Genomic DNA, 15,445 nt, shown 5'->3' with positions numbered 1-15,445 from the left:
GACGACGGTTTCCGGCTCGCAGTCGTCGGCCGTCACGGTGACCGTGACGTCGCCGGCTTCGTGTCCGGCCCGGACGAATGCACGGCCCGGTAGATACCGCTGCCGGAGTACCAGCGGCTGCTCGGCACACGGTCGTTGTGCGCGACGACCTCGACGAGGTTGTCAGCCCCGTACTCAAGGAACTCGTCCAGCGCGACCTGGAATATCGCATAGCCGGACGGGCGGCCGCCGACGAGGCGGCCGTTGAGGAAGACCTCCGAGCGCGCGTACACGCCCTCGAACTCCAGGGCGACACTGCGGTCACGCCACTCCTCGGCGGCCCGGAACGTCTTCGAACAGCGGTAGACGCCACCGGGAAAGTACCCGGTGTTGTGCCCGTTGCGGGTCTTCGGGTCCCGCGCCTCAAAGAGCATGGCGTCGTACGGGACAGTCACCAGGCCGACAGAGCCGGCGTCGTGCTCGCCACGAACACGCCAGCCCTGGTTGAACGACTGACGGATCACGGGGACTCCCTACTAGTGTCGGCCCGGCCGGCGACAGAGCCGCCTGTCTCGGTGATCAGGAGGCGGATCGGACACCTCCCGGTAGCGGCACCGAGGCCCGCGAGCGTCCGCTTCCGTCAACGAGACCGCGATCGATGAGGCGTCGTCATGTGGCGCCAAACACCTTCGGCCACGCGCTTGTTGCGGCTATTATCTCCCTGGCGGGAAAAACTACTAGTGGGCGCGTCACGGGTCAAGGCGTCACGGGTCAAGGCAGCCCGGCAGGCCGTATGACTCCGACACGCCCCACCGCCGTGGCCAACCGACCCCGCCCGGTCGCTCGAGGTCATCGCTACCGGAGGGCCCGGGAGCGCGGGCCGCCGGCGCCTACCGGAACCGTACCGGCCGGTACGTGGAGTGCGACGTCGTCGCGGCGGAGGCAGCCGGTCCGCGGTGTGTCCTGACCAGCCCGACCGCGATCGCCTTCGTCCCGTTCTCGGCCCGCTCCCCCTACGTCATGACGACCCGGCCGTCCTCACTGACCTTCATCGTCTGCGCGTCGGCCTGGACGAACCGGTACGGTTCGGCGTCGAGCGGCCGTGAGCGGAACGCCTCCACCTGCCCGTCGAGATGTTTCGCGAGTTCCGATACCTGCGACTTCGAGATGTGCGCGACCCCGAGCTGCTCGACGGGTTTGTCGACCCGCCGGGTCGAAACTCCGAGGAGGTAGGAGGTCGCGACCACCGAGATCAGCGCCTGTTCCGCGTGGCAACGCCGGGTCAACAGCCGGTCCGGGAAACACGAACCGGACCGCAGCTTCGGAATCGCCAGGTCAGGCGTCCCGGCCCGGGTGTCCCATTCCCGCATACGGTAACCATTCCGACGGTTCACTCTTTCCGGCGACACCTCGCCGTACTCCGTGTTGCAGACCCCGTCGGCCTCGGCGCTCATCAAGGCTTCCGCGAACACCTTCACCATCGAGCCCAGCAGGTCCGGACTCGCTGCATCAGTTCCTTGCCGAACCCGTCGGCATCGGTCACAGTCGGGCGCACGGCCATCGCGTTTTCCGTCACGCACCGCCACTCCCGCGAGTCGCCAGATCGTGGGGCGCGCCGGTGTCGACGGGTCCGTTTGACCGGAACGCGCGGGGAATCCCGCCCGCGAGGTTCGATGACAGACGCCGGAAATGATGCACCCTGGGCCGAGAGGAATCTCCGCGTAGGTGGCCCGCTTCCCGTCTTCCTCGAAGGCAAAACCCAAAATTGGGCGCTACTGTCCTACCCATAGCCAGCGGAGAGTACTGACCGCGACACAGATCTCGGCTCGGCGAATTTTCTCCCGCGGCGACGCAGGCCAGGAGCGAAGACAGACCAGCCACGAGAACCACGATGCGAAGGCAGGTGGTAAGCATGCGCGACGCCAGTGACGGACGTCAGTCGTGACCGGGCGCACGGCCGCCGATGCGCTGCGCGAGGCGATGATCGGCCGGGGCGGGCCGGAGGCGACGGGCTGGACGGGCTCGCTCGAGCTGCCTCCGGCACCTCGGGTGGGCGCCACCGTTGCGGTGCTGGGCGCCGGAGTGGGCGGGCTCACCGCGGCCTACGAACTCGGTCGCCTGGGCTACCGCTGCACCGTACTGGAGGCGTCGGACCGCGCCGGTGGTCGCAACCGCACGGCCAGAAACGGCGATGTGCTCCGCGAGCTGGGCCCGACCGGGGAACCGATCACCACTCACCAGTGCTCCTTCGACGAAGGCCTGTACCTCAACCTCGGTCCCGGGCGCATTCCCTATCACCACCGCCGGGTGCTCGACTACTGCCAGCAGTTCGGCGTCGGCCTCGAGCCGTACATCAAGGAGACCACCGCGAACCTCATCCATCTCGCGGACGGGCATGTCGTGCGGTGGCGCAACCGGCAGGTCGCGAACGACGTCCGCGGTCACCTCGCGGCGATGGTCGCCGAGACGCTCACGAAGCGGGACGCCGCGACCGGCGAGTTGCTGGACCTGCTGCGGGTGTTCGGGGACCTGGCCGACGACCACAGCTATGAGGGCTCCACCCGCTCCGGGTACGTCGAGGATCCCGACGTGCACGACTTTCCCCGCCCGGCGCCACCGATTCCCCTCGCGGATCTGGTGGAGTCCGGCTTCTGGAAGCACCGTTTCTACCAGCCGGTTGACTATCTGTGGCAGGCCACGATGTTCCAGCCGGTCGGCGGTATGGACCGCATCGTGACCGCCTTCGAGCGGGCGCTGCGCGACCAGTTCGGCGACGTCATCGAGCTGAATGCGGAGGTCACCACGATCCGGCTGCTCGACGAAGGTGGCGCGGCGGTCGAATACCGGCGCGACGGCAGACTGCGGACGCTGACCGCCGACTACTGCGTCAGCAGCATCCCGCTGCCGGTGCTGCGGGCTATACCGACGAACTTCTCCCCCGAGTTCGACGAGGCGATCAGTGCCGTCGGCTTCGCGAACACCTGCAAGGTCGGCTGGCAGGCCGAGGAACGGTTCTGGGAGGGCGACGCCGACCAGATCTACGGTGGGATCAGTTGGACGAACCATCCGATCACCCAGGTCTGGTATCCGAGCAACGACTACTTCTCGGCGACGGGCACCCTCACCGGCGCCTACAACTTCGGCGACGTGGCAGCGAAGTTCGGCGACCTGGCGCCGTCCGAGCGGCTGACACAGGCCCGGGCCGGTGCCGCGGAGCTGCACTCCCGGTTCGCCGACGAGACCACCGTCCCCACCGCCAAGGGTGTCACCATCGCCTGGCAGAAGGTGCCCCACCAGCTCGGCGGCTGGGCCGACTGGGACCCGGCGAACCCAGACCACATGCGGGCCTACAAGCAACTCCTGCAGCCCGAGGGCGACGGGCGCTTCTACCTGCTGGGCGACCAGTGCTCCCCGCTGCCCGGCTGGCAGGAGGGCGCCATGATGTCAGCCCACTACGTGATCGGCCAGATGCTGGGCGTCATCCCGTTCGCCGTGCCCGAGCCCGTCCGCGTGCCCGACTCGGTCGCCCTCACCCAGGGCTCCCGCTGACCACCCGACCGGGGGCCGTCACACCGGAGGCTGTGGCGGCGACGGTTCACCTCGGCGCCCTCGCGCCGCCTCACCGTCGCCGCCGCCATCCGAGGCCAGCCTCGCTCTTCCGCCTCTTCGGCCGCCTGACATCACCCACAGCCACTAGCCTCCGCCGACCATGCGTGGCTGAGCTAGCACCATGAGTCGTTAACACACCAGGACGTCAGCACCGCGCGCAGGACGCTGTCGATGATGCGCTCGAAGAGGTCGGTGGAGGGTGGGGTGGGGGCGGCCTCGGCGAGGAGTGCCGCGAGGCGTGGGTGGCGGGATCGTCACCGCGGCCAGGCCTCGGGCGTCCGCGAGTTCGATCGCGACTGAATGTCACCGTGGCGTCAGGCCGGTCAGGGGACGAGGACCGGCAGCCGCTCCCAGCCACGGACGGTCGAGGTGCGTGCCTGGCGGGCGTTGGCCACGTCGACGGTCCATTCGGGGAAACGGTTGAGGACCTCGTCGAGCGCGACCCGCGCCTCCAGCCGGGCGAGCGACGCGCCCAGGCAGAAGTGCGGGCCGTAGCCGAAGCTGAGGTGGCGCGGGATCCGCCGGTGGATGTCAAAGGAGTCGGCGTCGGCGAACTGGCGCTCGTCGCGGTTCGCCGAGCCGTTGAGCAGCAGGATGGCACTGCCCTCGGGGACCGCCTGCCCGTGGTGGGTCACGTCGCGGGCCACGAGGCGGGCCTGGACGGGCGAGGGCGCCTCATAGCGGAGCAGTTCCTCGATCGCCCCGGGAATCAGTGACCGGTCCCGGACGAGTTCGCGACGCTGCTCGGGGTGCTCGGCGAGGACCTTGCCGGTCCAGCCGATGAGCCGCGAGGTCGTCTCGTTGCCGGCGCCGGCCAGCAGGTTGACGTAGGTGAGCACCTCCTCCCGGCTGAGCCGGCGGGTGGTGCCGGTCTCGTCCTCGAACTCGGCGGTGAGCAGTTCCGTCATGAGGTCGTCCGACGGGTGCTCGCGGCGCCAGTCGAGGTACTCGGAGAACAGCTCGTTCACGGCGGCGAGCGCCAGGTCCGTCGGGGCCGGCCCGTCCGGGCTGTCGTCGTCCAGCCGCAGGCTCTCGTCGATCTTCTCGCGCAGCCCCTCCTGGTCGGCCTCGGGTATGCCGAGCAGGTAACCGATCGTGCGCATCGGCATCTGCGCGCCGAGGTCGCGGATGAAGTCGAAACCCCCGCTGCCGACCAGCGGGTCGAGGCTGCGGCGGCAGAACTCCCGGACCTTGCCTTCCAGCGCGTTCATCTTCCGCGGGGTGAACACCCGGATCAGCAGGCTGCGATGCACCTCGTGCACGGGCGGGTCCTCGAACAGGATGAGGCCCGGCGGGAGTTCGATATCGGCCTTGATGAGCTCCAGGACCGAACCCTTGCCGGACCGGTAGGTGGCCCAGTCGGCCAGGGCCGGATCGACGTCGGCGAAGCGGCTTAGCGCGTAGAAGTCGAACTTCTCGTTGTAGTAGAGCGGAGTTTCGTCGCGCAGGCGGCGCCAGACCGGGTACGGGTCGGCGTCGATGCCCGCGTCATACGGGTCGTAGTAGATCTCCGGACCAGTGGATACCGACATGCGAGCTCCCTCCGGCGGATGGCCGCCACGGCTGTGCACGACGTCCCGGCCGGGGCGCTGCGACGACTCCCAGAAGGTTCCCGGCGACTCGTCACCCGGCGGTGAGTTCCCCCGCCCGTCGCGGCCGCGTCCCACGAGCGGGATGGTCCCCACGACCGATGGCCCGATGGCCCGAACGGGCCGAGGCAGATGGCCAACCGCCGGTCTCCATGTTAGAAAGTGACGTCGACGTCAACAAGAAAATGTGATGTGTCCCTCCCCCGCCGCCGTGCCGCCAGGACTCTCACCGGGGCGGTCGACCGTCCGGGTAGGCGGCTCGCCGGCCGGCCCACGGCCGCCTCAGCTGTCGCGGGACAGGTTCAACACGGAACAGCTCCTGGACGCCACAAGCGAAGGAACAGCACCTATGGAGCTTCGCGGCTCTCATGGATTCCGCCGTCCACGCCCCTGGTTATCGATCGCGATATCGGTGCTGCTGGCCGCCGCGCTCGCGCTGGCGGCCTGTTCCAACGTTTCCTCGACAGGCGGCGCGGATCAGCCGGCCGGCCCGGCGCCGTCGAACGGTGCGCCGGGGGTGACCGCCAAGCAGATTCGTTTCGCAGCCTTCGGTACCCGGTCGAACAATCCCCTGGGAACCTGCGTGCTGGACTGTTTCGTGCAGGGGGTGAACGCCTACTTCGCGTACCGGAACAGCCAGGGTGGCATCTTCGGACGCACGCTAACCGTCTCCCAGGTCGAGGATGACGCGCTGCTGAAGGACCAACAGGCGGCACTGCGGGTCACGACCACCAACAGCACGTTCGGGGCGTTCAGCGCCGCCCAGCTCGCCGACGGCTGGTCGACGATCACCAAGGCCGGCATGCCCCTCTACGTCTGGCCGATCAACCCGGCCAGCATGAACGGCAACGACGCCGTCTACGGCTCCGCCGCCCCGGTCTGCCTCGGCTGCACCCGGCGGCCGTACGTCCTCGCCGCCCGCGAGGCCGGCGGGACACGCATCGCCACCCTGGGCTACGGCGCGACCGACAACTCCAAGCTGTGCGCGTCCAGCGCCGCGGCGTCCGTGCGGCTCTACGGCGCCGAGTCCGGGCAGCAGGTCGTCTACACCAACGACTCGCTGGCCTTCGGCCTGCCGAACGGCATCGGCCCGGAGGTGTCCGCCATGAAGAAGGCCGGCACCAACATGATCGTCGGCTGCCTCGACCTCAACGGCATGAAGGCCCTGGCCCAGGAGCTCCAGCGCCAGGGCATGGGCTCCGTCCCGATGCTGCATCTGAACACCTACGACCAGGACTTCGTGAGCAGGGCGGGTTCCCTGTTCGACGGCGACTACGTCGCGGTGAACTTCCGGCCGTTCGAGGCGAGCGCGGGATCCAGCCAGCTCGGCGTCTACAAGGACTGGATGGGCCGGGCCAGGGCGCCGCTCACCGAGCTGTCGATGAACGGCTGGATCAGCGCCGACCTGGCCTATCAGGGCATCAAGGCCGCCGGCGCCTCGTTCACGCGGGCCAGCGTGATCGCCGCGACGAACAAGTTGACGGCCTTCACCGGCGGCGGGCTCGTCGCGCCGATCGACTGGAGCCGCCAGCACGAGGAACCCACCCAGCAGGACCCGGCGACGCACGGCTACGCGAACGACTGCGTCTCGCTGGTCAAGGTCGTGAAGGGCCGGTTCGAGCCGGTCGGGCCCGCGGCGAAGCCGTTCTTCTGCTGGCCCGGCTCGACGACGGCCTGGTCCGAACCTCGGTCCATGGACTTCAGCTGAACCGGCAGGGGTGGCCTCGCTGATGGCGACCGATTCCTCCTCCGTCGGAGCCGACTTTCTCCGGGCCGTGCTGCAGGGCGCGCCGCCCGGTGCCGTCTACGCGCTGGTCGCGCTGGGATTCGTGCTCACCTACCAGACGTCCGGGGTGTTCAACCTGGCGTTCGGCGCGCAGGCCTACGTCTCGGCGGCGATGTACTTCAAGGCCCGGCTGATCTGGGGCTGGCCGACGGTCTGGGCCGTGCTGCTCTCGGTGGTCGTGCTCGCGCCGCTGGTCGGGCTGGCACTGGAACTACTGATCTTCAAGCACCTGCGTTCCGCGTCCGCCGTGTCGAAGCTGGTGGTGGCGATCGGACTGGCGGTCGCCCTGCCGAACCTGTTCGACATCATCACCAGCTTCAAGCCGGCCTCCGGGGTGACCCCGGTCGGCGTCGTTCCCGGCGGCGCGGACGTGTTCTACTCGGTGTTCGGGCTCTACCGGTTCAGCCGCAACGAACTCGTCGACATGGGTGTCGCGCTGGTCGCGGTGATCGGGCTGGGCGCGGTGTTCCGCTTCTCCCCCATCGGGCTGCGGATGCGCGCGGTCGTGGAGAGCGCCCGGATGACCGAGCTGAACGGCATCGCGGCCAGCCGGGTCGCCGCGTTCTCCTGGGCGCTGTCGTCGCTGTTCGCCGGGGTGGCCGGGGTGCTGATCGCGCCCCGGTTCAACACCCTGGGCTCGTCCGACTTCTTCAGCCTGATGGTGGTGGCCATCGCGGCCGCCGCGGTCGGCAGCCTGGCCAGTCTGCCGCTCGCGCTCGCCGGCGGGCTGGGGCTGGGCATCGTCATCGCCGAGCTGAACACCTTCCTGCCCCGGTGGGGGACGGACTCGGCGTGGGTGCGGACCGTGCAGGACAACCTGACACCGTCGGTCCCGTTCCTCGTCCTGTTCGCGGTGCTGGCGCTCGTCCCCGGCATCCGCCGGGCGCAGGGCGCGGGGGATCCGCTCTCCGGCGTGGAGCCCCCGCCGACGGCCCGCGCCGGGCGACCGGACCCACGGCGGGCCATGGCCATGCGGCTGCTGGGCGCCGCCGTCGTCGCCGGCGGGGGCGCCGTCGTCCTGACCCGGGGCGACCAGCTGTGGGTCTACCAGGTCACGCAGGCCGTGGTGATAGCGATCATCTTTCTCTCGGTCACCGTCATCACCGGGACGGGCGGCCAGATCTCGCTCTGCCAGGGCGCGTTCGCCGCCATCGGCGCCTGCACCGTGTATCAGCTGGCGGTGCGTTACGACATGTCGGTCCTCGTCGCGATGCTCCTCGGCGGCCTGGTCGCGGCGGCCGTGGGCGCGTTCCTGTCCCTGCCGGTGCGCCGGCTGGGCGGCATCTGGACGGCGATCGCGACGTTGGCGTTCGCGTACTTCTTCGACGCGGTGATGATCAAGCTGTCGTGGGTGGGCGGCGGGGCCGCGTCGCTCCTGCGCGGCACCGCGGTGCCGCGCCCCCGGCTGGGACCGTGGGACCTGTCCCACGAGAACACCTTTCTGGTCTTCGCGGCCGTCGTCCTGGCGGTGGTGGCGGCAGCCGTCGTCGCGTTGCGCTCCGGCACGTTCGGCCGGTCGCTGATCGCCCTGCGCGGCAGCGAGGTCGGCGCCCAGTCGATCGGCATCTCCGCCGCGCGGACGCGGCTGACCGCGTTCGCCGTCTCCGCGTTCATTGCCGGACTGGGCGGCGGGCTGCTGGCGATCTCCCAGCGGGACGTGAACTACGGAGCGAACTTCACCCCGTTCGCCGCCCTGTTCTGGACCGTCCTGGTCGTCGCGCTCGGTTCGCGCAGCGTTCCCGGCGCGCTGATCGCCGCCGCCGCCTTCGCGCTGTTCGAGCCGCTCGTGCTGGGCGGCGCCGTCGTCGGCTGGCTCACCCGCGAGCGCCATCCGCTCCCGTCGCTGTTCCCGATCGACGGCAAGTGGCTGTTCATCCTGTTCGGCCTGGCGGCGATCCAGTTCGCCCGGCATCCGGAAGGCCTCGTCGAGTACGGCCTGTCCGGCCGGAGCCGGCCGGCGCGGCCCGGCCAGCCGGCGATCGGGGGGAACCGCTCGTGAAGGACGTTCTGCGGGCCGCCGGCATCACGAAGCGCTTCGCCGGCATCCTCGCGCTGGACGACGTCTCGCTGCGGATCGGCGAGGGTGAGCGGGTCGGTCTGATCGGACCGAACGGCGCCGGCAAGACGACGTTGTTCAACTGCCTGCTCGGCGTCCTCGCCGCCGACGGCGGCACGGTGGAGGTCGCCGGCCGCGACGTCAGCCGGCTGCGCGCGCACCGGCGGGCCCGGCTCGGCCTGGGCCGCACGTTCCAGCGCATCGAGCTGTTCCCGGAAACCTCCGTGCGCGACCACCTCCTGATCGCCGAACGGGTCCGGCGGGGCACCGGCCGGCTCTGGAAGGATCTCCTCGGCCTCGGCCGCCCGACGGCCGAGGAGACCAGACGGTGCGACGAGGTCCTCGAGCTGCTCGGCCTGGTCGAACTCGCCGACGCGCCCGTCGAGCGCCTGAGCCTGGGCCAGGGCCGGCTGGTCGAGGTCGGCCGGGCGCTCATGACCAGGCCGGCGATGCTGTTGCTGGACGAGCCGTCCTCCGGTCTCGACCGGGCCGAGACGGCCGCCCTGGCCACGACGCTGCGCGAGGTCCAGCGCGAGCAGGGCTTCGCCATCCTGCTCGTCGAGCACGACGTCGAGCTGGTGACCGGCTTCACCACCCGCTCCTACGTCCTGGACTTCGGCCGGCTCATCGCCGAGGGCCCGACCGGCGAGGTCATGGCAAGCGACTCCGTGCGGGCCGCCTACCTGGGCACCTACGCACCGCCCGGGACGACCGGGCGGGACGGGGCCCAGGCGGAGACCGTGACCGCGGCGACGGCGAGCGTCGCCGGGAGGGCCGCCACGACCGGGACCGCCACCACGACCGAGGAGGAAACCCGGTGACGTCCGCCCTCGAGTTCGACGACGTCCACGCCGGCTACGGCCCGTTCCGAGCACTGTTCGGGGTGTCGCTCACCGTCGCACCGGGCGAGGCGGTGGCGCTGGTGGGGTCCAACGGCGCCGGCAAGACCACCGTCGCCCGGGTGGCCAGCGGGCTGGTGCGGCCGACCGCGGGGGCCGTGTCGGTCGGCGGGGTGGCGATGACCGGCGCGCGGCCCTACCGCTTCGCCCGGGCGGGCGTGGCCCACGCGGTCGAGGGTCGCTCGGTGTTCGCCACCCTGTCCGTCGAGGAGAACCTGACGCTGTCGTTCCGGCGGGTGCGCGGACGGGCCGGGGTGCGCGGCGGGCTGGATCAGGCCTACGAGAGCTTTCCGGCGCTGGCCCGGCGGCGTCACCAGCGGGCCGGCAACCTCTCCGGGGGCGAACAGCGGATGCTCTCGATGGCCCGGGTGATGGTCGAGGTCCCGGCGGTGCTGATCGCCGACGAGCTCTCCCTCGGCCTCGCCCCGAAGATCGTCGCAGAGCTCTACGACGACCTGAGCCGGCTGCGCGCGGCGGGCACCGCGCTGCTCGTCGTCGAGCAGCTGGTCGGTCATGCCCTGGAGCTGTGCGACCGGGTCGCCGTGCTCGACCACGGCTCGGTCTCCTGGACCGGCTCCAGTTCCGACGCCGGCGACATCCTCGCCGCCGGCGGTCTCATGGGGGCCGGCCTCGCCGGGGTCGGCCCTTCCGGCCAGGCACCCCTGGATCACGAGAAGGCAGGTCTGTAATGCGGTTAGTAGTCGTCGGCGCGTCCAGTGGGCTGGGCCGCTGTCTCGGAGTGGGCCTGACGAAACGCGGCGCCCAAACCGCCCTGCTGGCCCGCCGGCCCGCCAACCTGGCGGAGGCCGCGAAGGAGGCCGGCCCGGGCACGCTCGCCATCACCTGCGACGTCACGGACGAGGCATCCTGCACCGCCGCGATCGACGAGGCGGCAGCGGGACTGGGCGGCATCGACGCCCTGATCTATGCCACCGGCGTCGGCCCGCTGGTCAAGCTTGCCGACGCCGGCCCCGCCATCTGGCGCCATGCCTTCGACACCAACGTCACCGGCGCGGCGTTGATCACAAAGGCGGCGCTGCCCTATCTGGAGGCCTCCGCGGGCAGCGCCGCCTACCTGTCCTCGGTGAGCGCCTCGCTCACCGCGCCATGGCCCGGGCTCGGCGTGTACGCGGTGAGCAAGGCCGCCCTGGACAAGCTGGTGGAGGCGTGGCGGGTCGAGCACCCGGCGGTCGGTTTCACCCGCGTCACCGTCGGCGACTGCACCGGCGGGGACGGCGACTCCATGACCCAGTTCGCCAACGGCTGGGACCCGGAGCTGGTCGGCGCCGTCTACCCGATCTGGGAATCCCGGGGCTACCTGTCCGGGACGCTGCTCGAGGTCGACGAACTGGTCCGCGTCGTGCACGCCGCGCTCGACGGGCATCACCTCACCGGCATCCCGTCGCTGGTCGTCACCCCGCGGCCCAAGGCTGGGGCGTAGCGGCGGCGCCGGCGTCGGATCAGGCCCTCCAGGACTGCCAGACCGCCGCCGGCGCCCCCTTCCGGCTCGTGGCGGCGCCCGTCCAGGACGACGGGGTGCCGGCGGTGCCGCGGCGCGCGCCCGGCTTCAACGAGCACGGCGACGAGATCCTGGCCGATCTCGGCCTCGGCGAGGACGCCGTCATCGACCTCAAGATCCGCGGCGTCGTGGCCTGAGACCCGCGACCCCGGCCGCGTCCGCCGCCAGACGACCAAGAACATCATGCTCTGCTTGTGGAGGTCGGAGTGCTCTTCGAGTTCGATTCCGATCAGCGGCTGCTGCGGGACACGGCGCGCGACGTGCTCGCCAAGGAGTGCCCGCCGGCGCTGGTCCGCGACGTGGCCGAGAACGGGGCCGATCCCGGCCCGCTGTGGAGGACCATCGGCGAGCTCGGCTGGACCGGGCTGACCGATCCGGCCGAGATGGTGGAACTGGGGATCGTGCTGGAGGAGCTGGGCCGCGCGGTCGACCCGACACCGTTCCTCGCCACCAGCACCCAGTTCACCCCGCTCGCGCCGGACGCCGCGCTGGCGGGACGCCCCGCGGCGGCCGTGCTGGCCGGGATCACCGCGCGGCGCGACGGCGAGGGCTGGGTGCTGTCGGGGACCGCGAGCGGCGTCCTGGACGGCGACCGGGCCGCACTGCTGGCCGTGGTCACCGACGCCGGGGTGTTCGTGGTGCCCGCCTCGGCCGCGGCCGTGACGCGGACGCCGGTCTTCGACCCGGTGCTGCACGTGGCCGAGGTGTCGCTGACCGAGGTGCGGGTGAGCGGGTCCGACCGGGGGGTCGCCGACCCGGGCCCGGCCCGCGAGATCGCGCTGACCGGCCTCGCCCTGACCATGGTCGGAGCCTGCCAGCGCATCTTCGACCTGGCGCTGGACCACGCGCGCACCCGCCGGCAGTTCGGCGTCCCGATCGGGTCGTTCCAGGCCGTCCGGCACAAGGCCGCGGACATGCACGTGGCCCTGGTCCGCGCGCGGGCCCTGGCCTACTTCGCGGCCCTGACGATCGCCGAGAACGACCCGCGCCGCCGGCTGGCCGCGGCGATGGCGAAGGCCGCGGCCGGCGAATGCCAGTCGTTGGTGTTCCGCCACGGCTTCCAGCTGTTCGGCGCCATGGGTTTCACCTGGGAGAACGACGTCCAGTTCGCGCTGAAGCGGGCGAAGGCCGGCGCGCTGATGCTCGGCACCGCCGCCGAGCACCGGTCGATGATTGCCGAGGAGTTCCATGCAGCTCACCTTTGATGCCGACGTCGAGGCCTTCCGGGCCGAGTTCGTCGACTTTCTCGACAAGAACCTGCCGCGCGAGAGCGAGGCGACGCAACGCTCCCGTTCCAGCGCCGATATTCCCCCGTGGGCCCGGCACTGGCAGCGGGTCCAGTTCGACGCCGGCTGGCTGCTCCCGGGCAACCCCCCGGAGTACGGCGGGCGCAACGCGACGCTCCTCGAGCAGTACGTCCATCAGATGGAACTGTCCCGGCGCCGGCTCTCGGCCAGCTTCAACCCGCAGGGCCTGGGCATCATCGCCGCCTCGCTGCTGTCGTTCGGCACCGCGGCGCAGAAGCGGGACTGGGCCGTGCCGATCCTGCGCGCCGAGATCACCGCCGCGCTGGGCATGAGCGAACCCGGTGCGGGCTCGGACCTGGCGTCGTTGCGTACCCGGGCGCAGCGCGACGGCGAGGACTTCGTGGTGAACGGCCAGAAGATCTGGACCTCCGGCGCCCACGACGCCGACGTCATCCTGACCTTCGTCCGCACCGATCCGGACGCGCCGAAGCACCGCGGGATCAGCGTGCTGCTCATCCCGACCGACACCCCGGGGGTGACCCGCCGCCCGTTCGGCACCCTGCTCAGCCCGAACGACCTCGACTTCAACGAGGTCTTCCTGGACGACGTCCGGGTACCGGCGGCCAACCTCGTCGGCGACCTGAACCAGGGCTGGGCGGTCGCGAACGGATCGCTCGGCCACGAGCGGACCCTGCTGTGGATGAGCTTCGCGGAGCGGCTGGAGGACCTCACCGACGACGTCCAGCCGACGAGCGCGCTCGAACGCGACCGGTTCGCGACGCTCGCGATGGACGCCCAGGCGCTGCGGCTGCTCGGCTCGGAGGCGCTGGCGCGCGCCGCGCGCGGCGAGGCGGACACACCGTCCCTGTCCGCGTTGAAGCTACTCGGTTCCGAAAGCGTGCAGACGGCCACCGAGTGGGCGCTGGAGGCCGCCGGCGCCGACGCGCTCGCCCATCCGGCGCGCACCGCGCCCGAGTCCCCGTTCCACCACGACTCCTACGGCGCGGGCTGGTTCTCCCGCTACGCGCACAGCTTCGCCGGGACGATCGCCGGCGGGACGTCGGAGATCCAGCGCGACATCATCGCCGGCCGCGTCCTCGGCCTGCCCCGCGGCTGAGGGAGAACGAGATGTATCTCCGTAACGAGGTCGTGGACCGGATCCCGACGATCGCCCCGGACCGGCCCGCGGCGGCCAACGGGCACCACAGGCCGTCGCTGGTCGAGCTCGGCGAGATGACGGAAAGATCAGGCAGCGGTCCTGATCACGTTACGCGGCGGTCCTGCCCTCGGGTGTTCGACCGTCACGACCCTGCGCACCGGGAACGATGATGACCAGTACCGAAGCGGGCGTCTGCCCGATCGACCCGACCCGTGACGACCGCAAGTCCGCGGCCCTGGCCGAGAGGCGGGTGGCCGCACCGGGCGCGCGGGTCGTGGGCGAGTTCGGCTTCGCCCGGGCGATCCTGCGCAGCAGGACGATGCTCCAGGCCGGCGTGCACGCCGATCAGGCGGACCCGGGCGGCGACCAGTTCGGCTCGGTGTTCTTCCTCGACGGCGACGAGCATCGGCGCCGCCGGACGGCGATCGCCCGGTTCTTCACCCCCAGGGCCGTCAGCACCCGCTACCAGGTGGTGATGGAACGGACCTCCGACGAGCTGCTCGCCGAGTTCCAGGCGCGGGGCACCGCGCAGCTCGACGACCTGAGCTACCAGCTCGCGGTCGCGGTGGCGGCGGAGGTCATCGGTCTGACGAACAGCACCAGGGCCGGACTGGCCAAGCGCATCCAGCGGACGCTGCTCGGCACCCGCCTGGCCGGGATGCGGCCCGCCATCCGGTTCGGCGCGCAACTGCTGACCGTGGCACACGCGCTGCACTTCTTCGTCCGGGACGTCCGTCCCGCGATCAAGGCCCGCCGTCAGGAGCCCCGCGAGGACGTCATCTCGCACATGCTCGAGGAGGGTCATCCGGCCAAGGCGATCCTCGCCGAGTCCATGACCTACGCGGTCGCCGGGATGGTCACCACCCGGGAGTTCATCGTGATGGCCGCCTGGCACCTGCTGGGCGACGACACGCTGCGCGCCCGTTTCTCCGCCGCCGACGAGGCCGGGCAGACCACGATCCTGGAGGAGATCCTCCGCCTCGAGCCGGTCGCCGCCATGCTGCACCGGCGGTCCACCGAGAACGCCGATCTCGGCTCGGGCACCGTGGCCGTGAACGAGCTGCTCGCGGTCGACATCCGCGCCGCCAACGTCGACCCGGCCACGGTCGGTGCCTGCCCGCTGGCCCTCGACCCGGACCGGGCCAGCCGGGTGCGCGGTCTCGGCGCCTATCTGAGCTTCGGGGACGGCAGTCATCACTGCCCCGGCTCACAGGTCGCGATCGGTGAGAGCCGGGTGTTCCTCGACCGCCTGCTGCGCCTGCCCGATCTGCGCCTCGTTCGGGCACCGGACATGACCTGGTGCGAGGGGCTGATGAGCTACGAGCTGCGGCGGGCCACGATCTCCTGCACGCCGAGCTGAGCGCGCCGGCGAGAGTCCATCCGGGACGTTCGCGACGGTCAGTGGGTGGGGCGGGTGGCGCCGGCGATCTCGTGGGCTGGTCTGCCAGTGGCGGGCCTGGGAGAGTTCGACGGTGCGGGCGAGCGCGCTCATGGTGTCGACGATGGACGACTTGGACAGCACGGCTGGCAATGGCTGCCGAGGCGCGTACCTGGGGGCGCGGGGGAATATCGGTGGTATCGAGGGCGACCGGGTCGGCGCGT

The 15,445-nt window shown here is 71.1% G+C and carries 11 protein-coding genes and 2 pseudogenes; 10 read left to right on the top strand and 3 right to left on the bottom strand.

From position 1 onward, the window contains the following. Positions 1-32 precede the first annotated feature (32 nt). Positions 33-503, bottom strand: a complete 471-nt coding sequence (locus tag MXD60_RS26805) for a sugar-binding domain-containing protein (protein WP_248822474.1) — start codon at positions 501-503, stop codon at positions 33-35. 498 nt (positions 504-1,001) lie between these two features. Next, a pseudogene (locus MXD60_RS26800) lies at positions 1,002-1,559 on the bottom strand (transposase); the annotation flags it as partial. Between the two features lie 361 nt (positions 1,560-1,920). Here MXD60_RS26800 and MXD60_RS26795 point away from each other — a divergent pair. Continuing rightward, positions 1,921-3,528, top strand: a complete 1,608-nt coding sequence (locus MXD60_RS26795; RefSeq protein ID WP_248822473.1) for a flavin monoamine oxidase family protein — start codon at positions 1,921-1,923, stop codon at positions 3,526-3,528. Positions 3,529-3,911: 383 nt separating this feature from the next. Here the strand turns inward: MXD60_RS26795 and MXD60_RS26790 are convergent, their stop codons facing one another. Further along, the gene (locus MXD60_RS26790; protein ID WP_248822472.1) at positions 3,912-5,120 is read right to left on the bottom strand and encodes a cytochrome P450; all 1,209 of its coding nucleotides are present in this window, start codon (positions 5,118-5,120) and stop codon (positions 3,912-3,914) included. A 469-nt stretch (positions 5,121-5,589) separates the two neighbouring features. On the opposite strand from MXD60_RS26790, the gene MXD60_RS26785 reads away from it, so the two are divergent. The 9 genes and pseudogenes from MXD60_RS26785 (at position 5,590) to MXD60_RS26745 (ending at position 15,203) form a co-directional block, all read left to right on the top strand. Beyond that, positions 5,590-6,885, top strand: a complete 1,296-nt coding sequence (locus tag MXD60_RS26785; RefSeq protein ID WP_308222623.1) for an ABC transporter substrate-binding protein — start codon at positions 5,590-5,592, stop codon at positions 6,883-6,885. 22 nt (positions 6,886-6,907) lie between these two features. Beyond that, positions 6,908-8,962 (top strand): ABC transporter permease, encoded by a 2,055-nt coding sequence (locus MXD60_RS26780; RefSeq protein WP_248822471.1) that lies wholly within the window; start codon positions 6,908-6,910, stop codon positions 8,960-8,962. Further along, positions 8,959-9,840, top strand: a complete 882-nt coding sequence (locus tag MXD60_RS26775; RefSeq protein ID WP_248822470.1) for an ABC transporter ATP-binding protein — start codon at positions 8,959-8,961, stop codon at positions 9,838-9,840. Before MXD60_RS26780 ends, MXD60_RS26775 begins: the two co-directional genes overlap by 4 nt. Next, positions 9,837-10,607: an ABC transporter ATP-binding protein gene (locus MXD60_RS26770; protein ID WP_248822469.1), complete on the top strand. Its 771-nt coding sequence runs from the start codon at positions 9,837-9,839 to the stop codon at positions 10,605-10,607. Before MXD60_RS26775 ends, MXD60_RS26770 begins: the two co-directional genes overlap by 4 nt. After that, complete coding sequence (locus MXD60_RS26765) at positions 10,607-11,359, top strand: SDR family oxidoreductase (RefSeq protein WP_248822468.1); 753 nt, start codon at positions 10,607-10,609, stop codon at positions 11,357-11,359. The genes MXD60_RS26770 and MXD60_RS26765 overlap by 1 nt, the downstream gene beginning before the upstream one ends. Before the next feature lie 26 nt (positions 11,360-11,385). After that, positions 11,386-11,574 (top strand): annotated as a pseudogene (locus tag MXD60_RS26760) (CoA transferase); the annotation flags it as partial. Between the two features lie 69 nt (positions 11,575-11,643). Then, positions 11,644-12,642: an acyl-CoA dehydrogenase family protein gene (locus MXD60_RS26755; RefSeq protein ID WP_248822467.1), complete on the top strand. Its 999-nt coding sequence runs from the start codon at positions 11,644-11,646 to the stop codon at positions 12,640-12,642. Next, positions 12,626-13,801, top strand: a complete 1,176-nt coding sequence (locus MXD60_RS26750; RefSeq protein WP_248822466.1) for an acyl-CoA dehydrogenase family protein — start codon at positions 12,626-12,628, stop codon at positions 13,799-13,801. Before MXD60_RS26755 ends, MXD60_RS26750 begins: the two co-directional genes overlap by 17 nt. A gap of 211 nt (positions 13,802-14,012) precedes the next feature. Further along, positions 14,013-15,203: a cytochrome P450 gene (locus MXD60_RS26745; RefSeq protein WP_248822465.1), complete on the top strand. Its 1,191-nt coding sequence runs from the start codon at positions 14,013-14,015 to the stop codon at positions 15,201-15,203. Positions 15,204-15,445: the final 242 nt, after the last annotated feature.

The sequence above is a fragment of the Frankia sp. AgB32 genome (assembly GCF_023243045.1).
Lineage (GTDB): Bacteria > Actinomycetota > Actinomycetes > Frankiales > Frankiaceae > Frankia.
Note: the sequence above shows the minus strand (reverse complement) of the source record. Positions and strands in the feature narration are given on the sequence as shown.

What these genes read in the sequence shown, in the direction of transcription:
- MXD60_RS26745 (WP_248822465.1), top strand. Translation starts at nt 14,013, where the DNA reads ATGACCAGTACCGAAGCGGGCGTCTGCCCGATCGACCCGACCCGTGAC.
- MXD60_RS26780 (WP_248822471.1), top strand. Translation starts at nt 6,908, where the DNA reads ATGGCGACCGATTCCTCCTCCGTCGGAGCCGACTTTCTCCGGGCCGTG.
- MXD60_RS26750 (WP_248822466.1), top strand. Translation starts at nt 12,626, where the DNA reads ATGCAGCTCACCTTTGATGCCGACGTCGAGGCCTTCCGGGCCGAGTTC.
- MXD60_RS26790 (WP_248822472.1), bottom strand. Translation starts at nt 5,120, where the DNA reads ATGTCGGTATCCACTGGTCCGGAGATCTACTACGACCCGTATGACGCG.
- MXD60_RS26765 (WP_248822468.1), top strand. Translation starts at nt 10,607, where the DNA reads ATGCGGTTAGTAGTCGTCGGCGCGTCCAGTGGGCTGGGCCGCTGTCTC.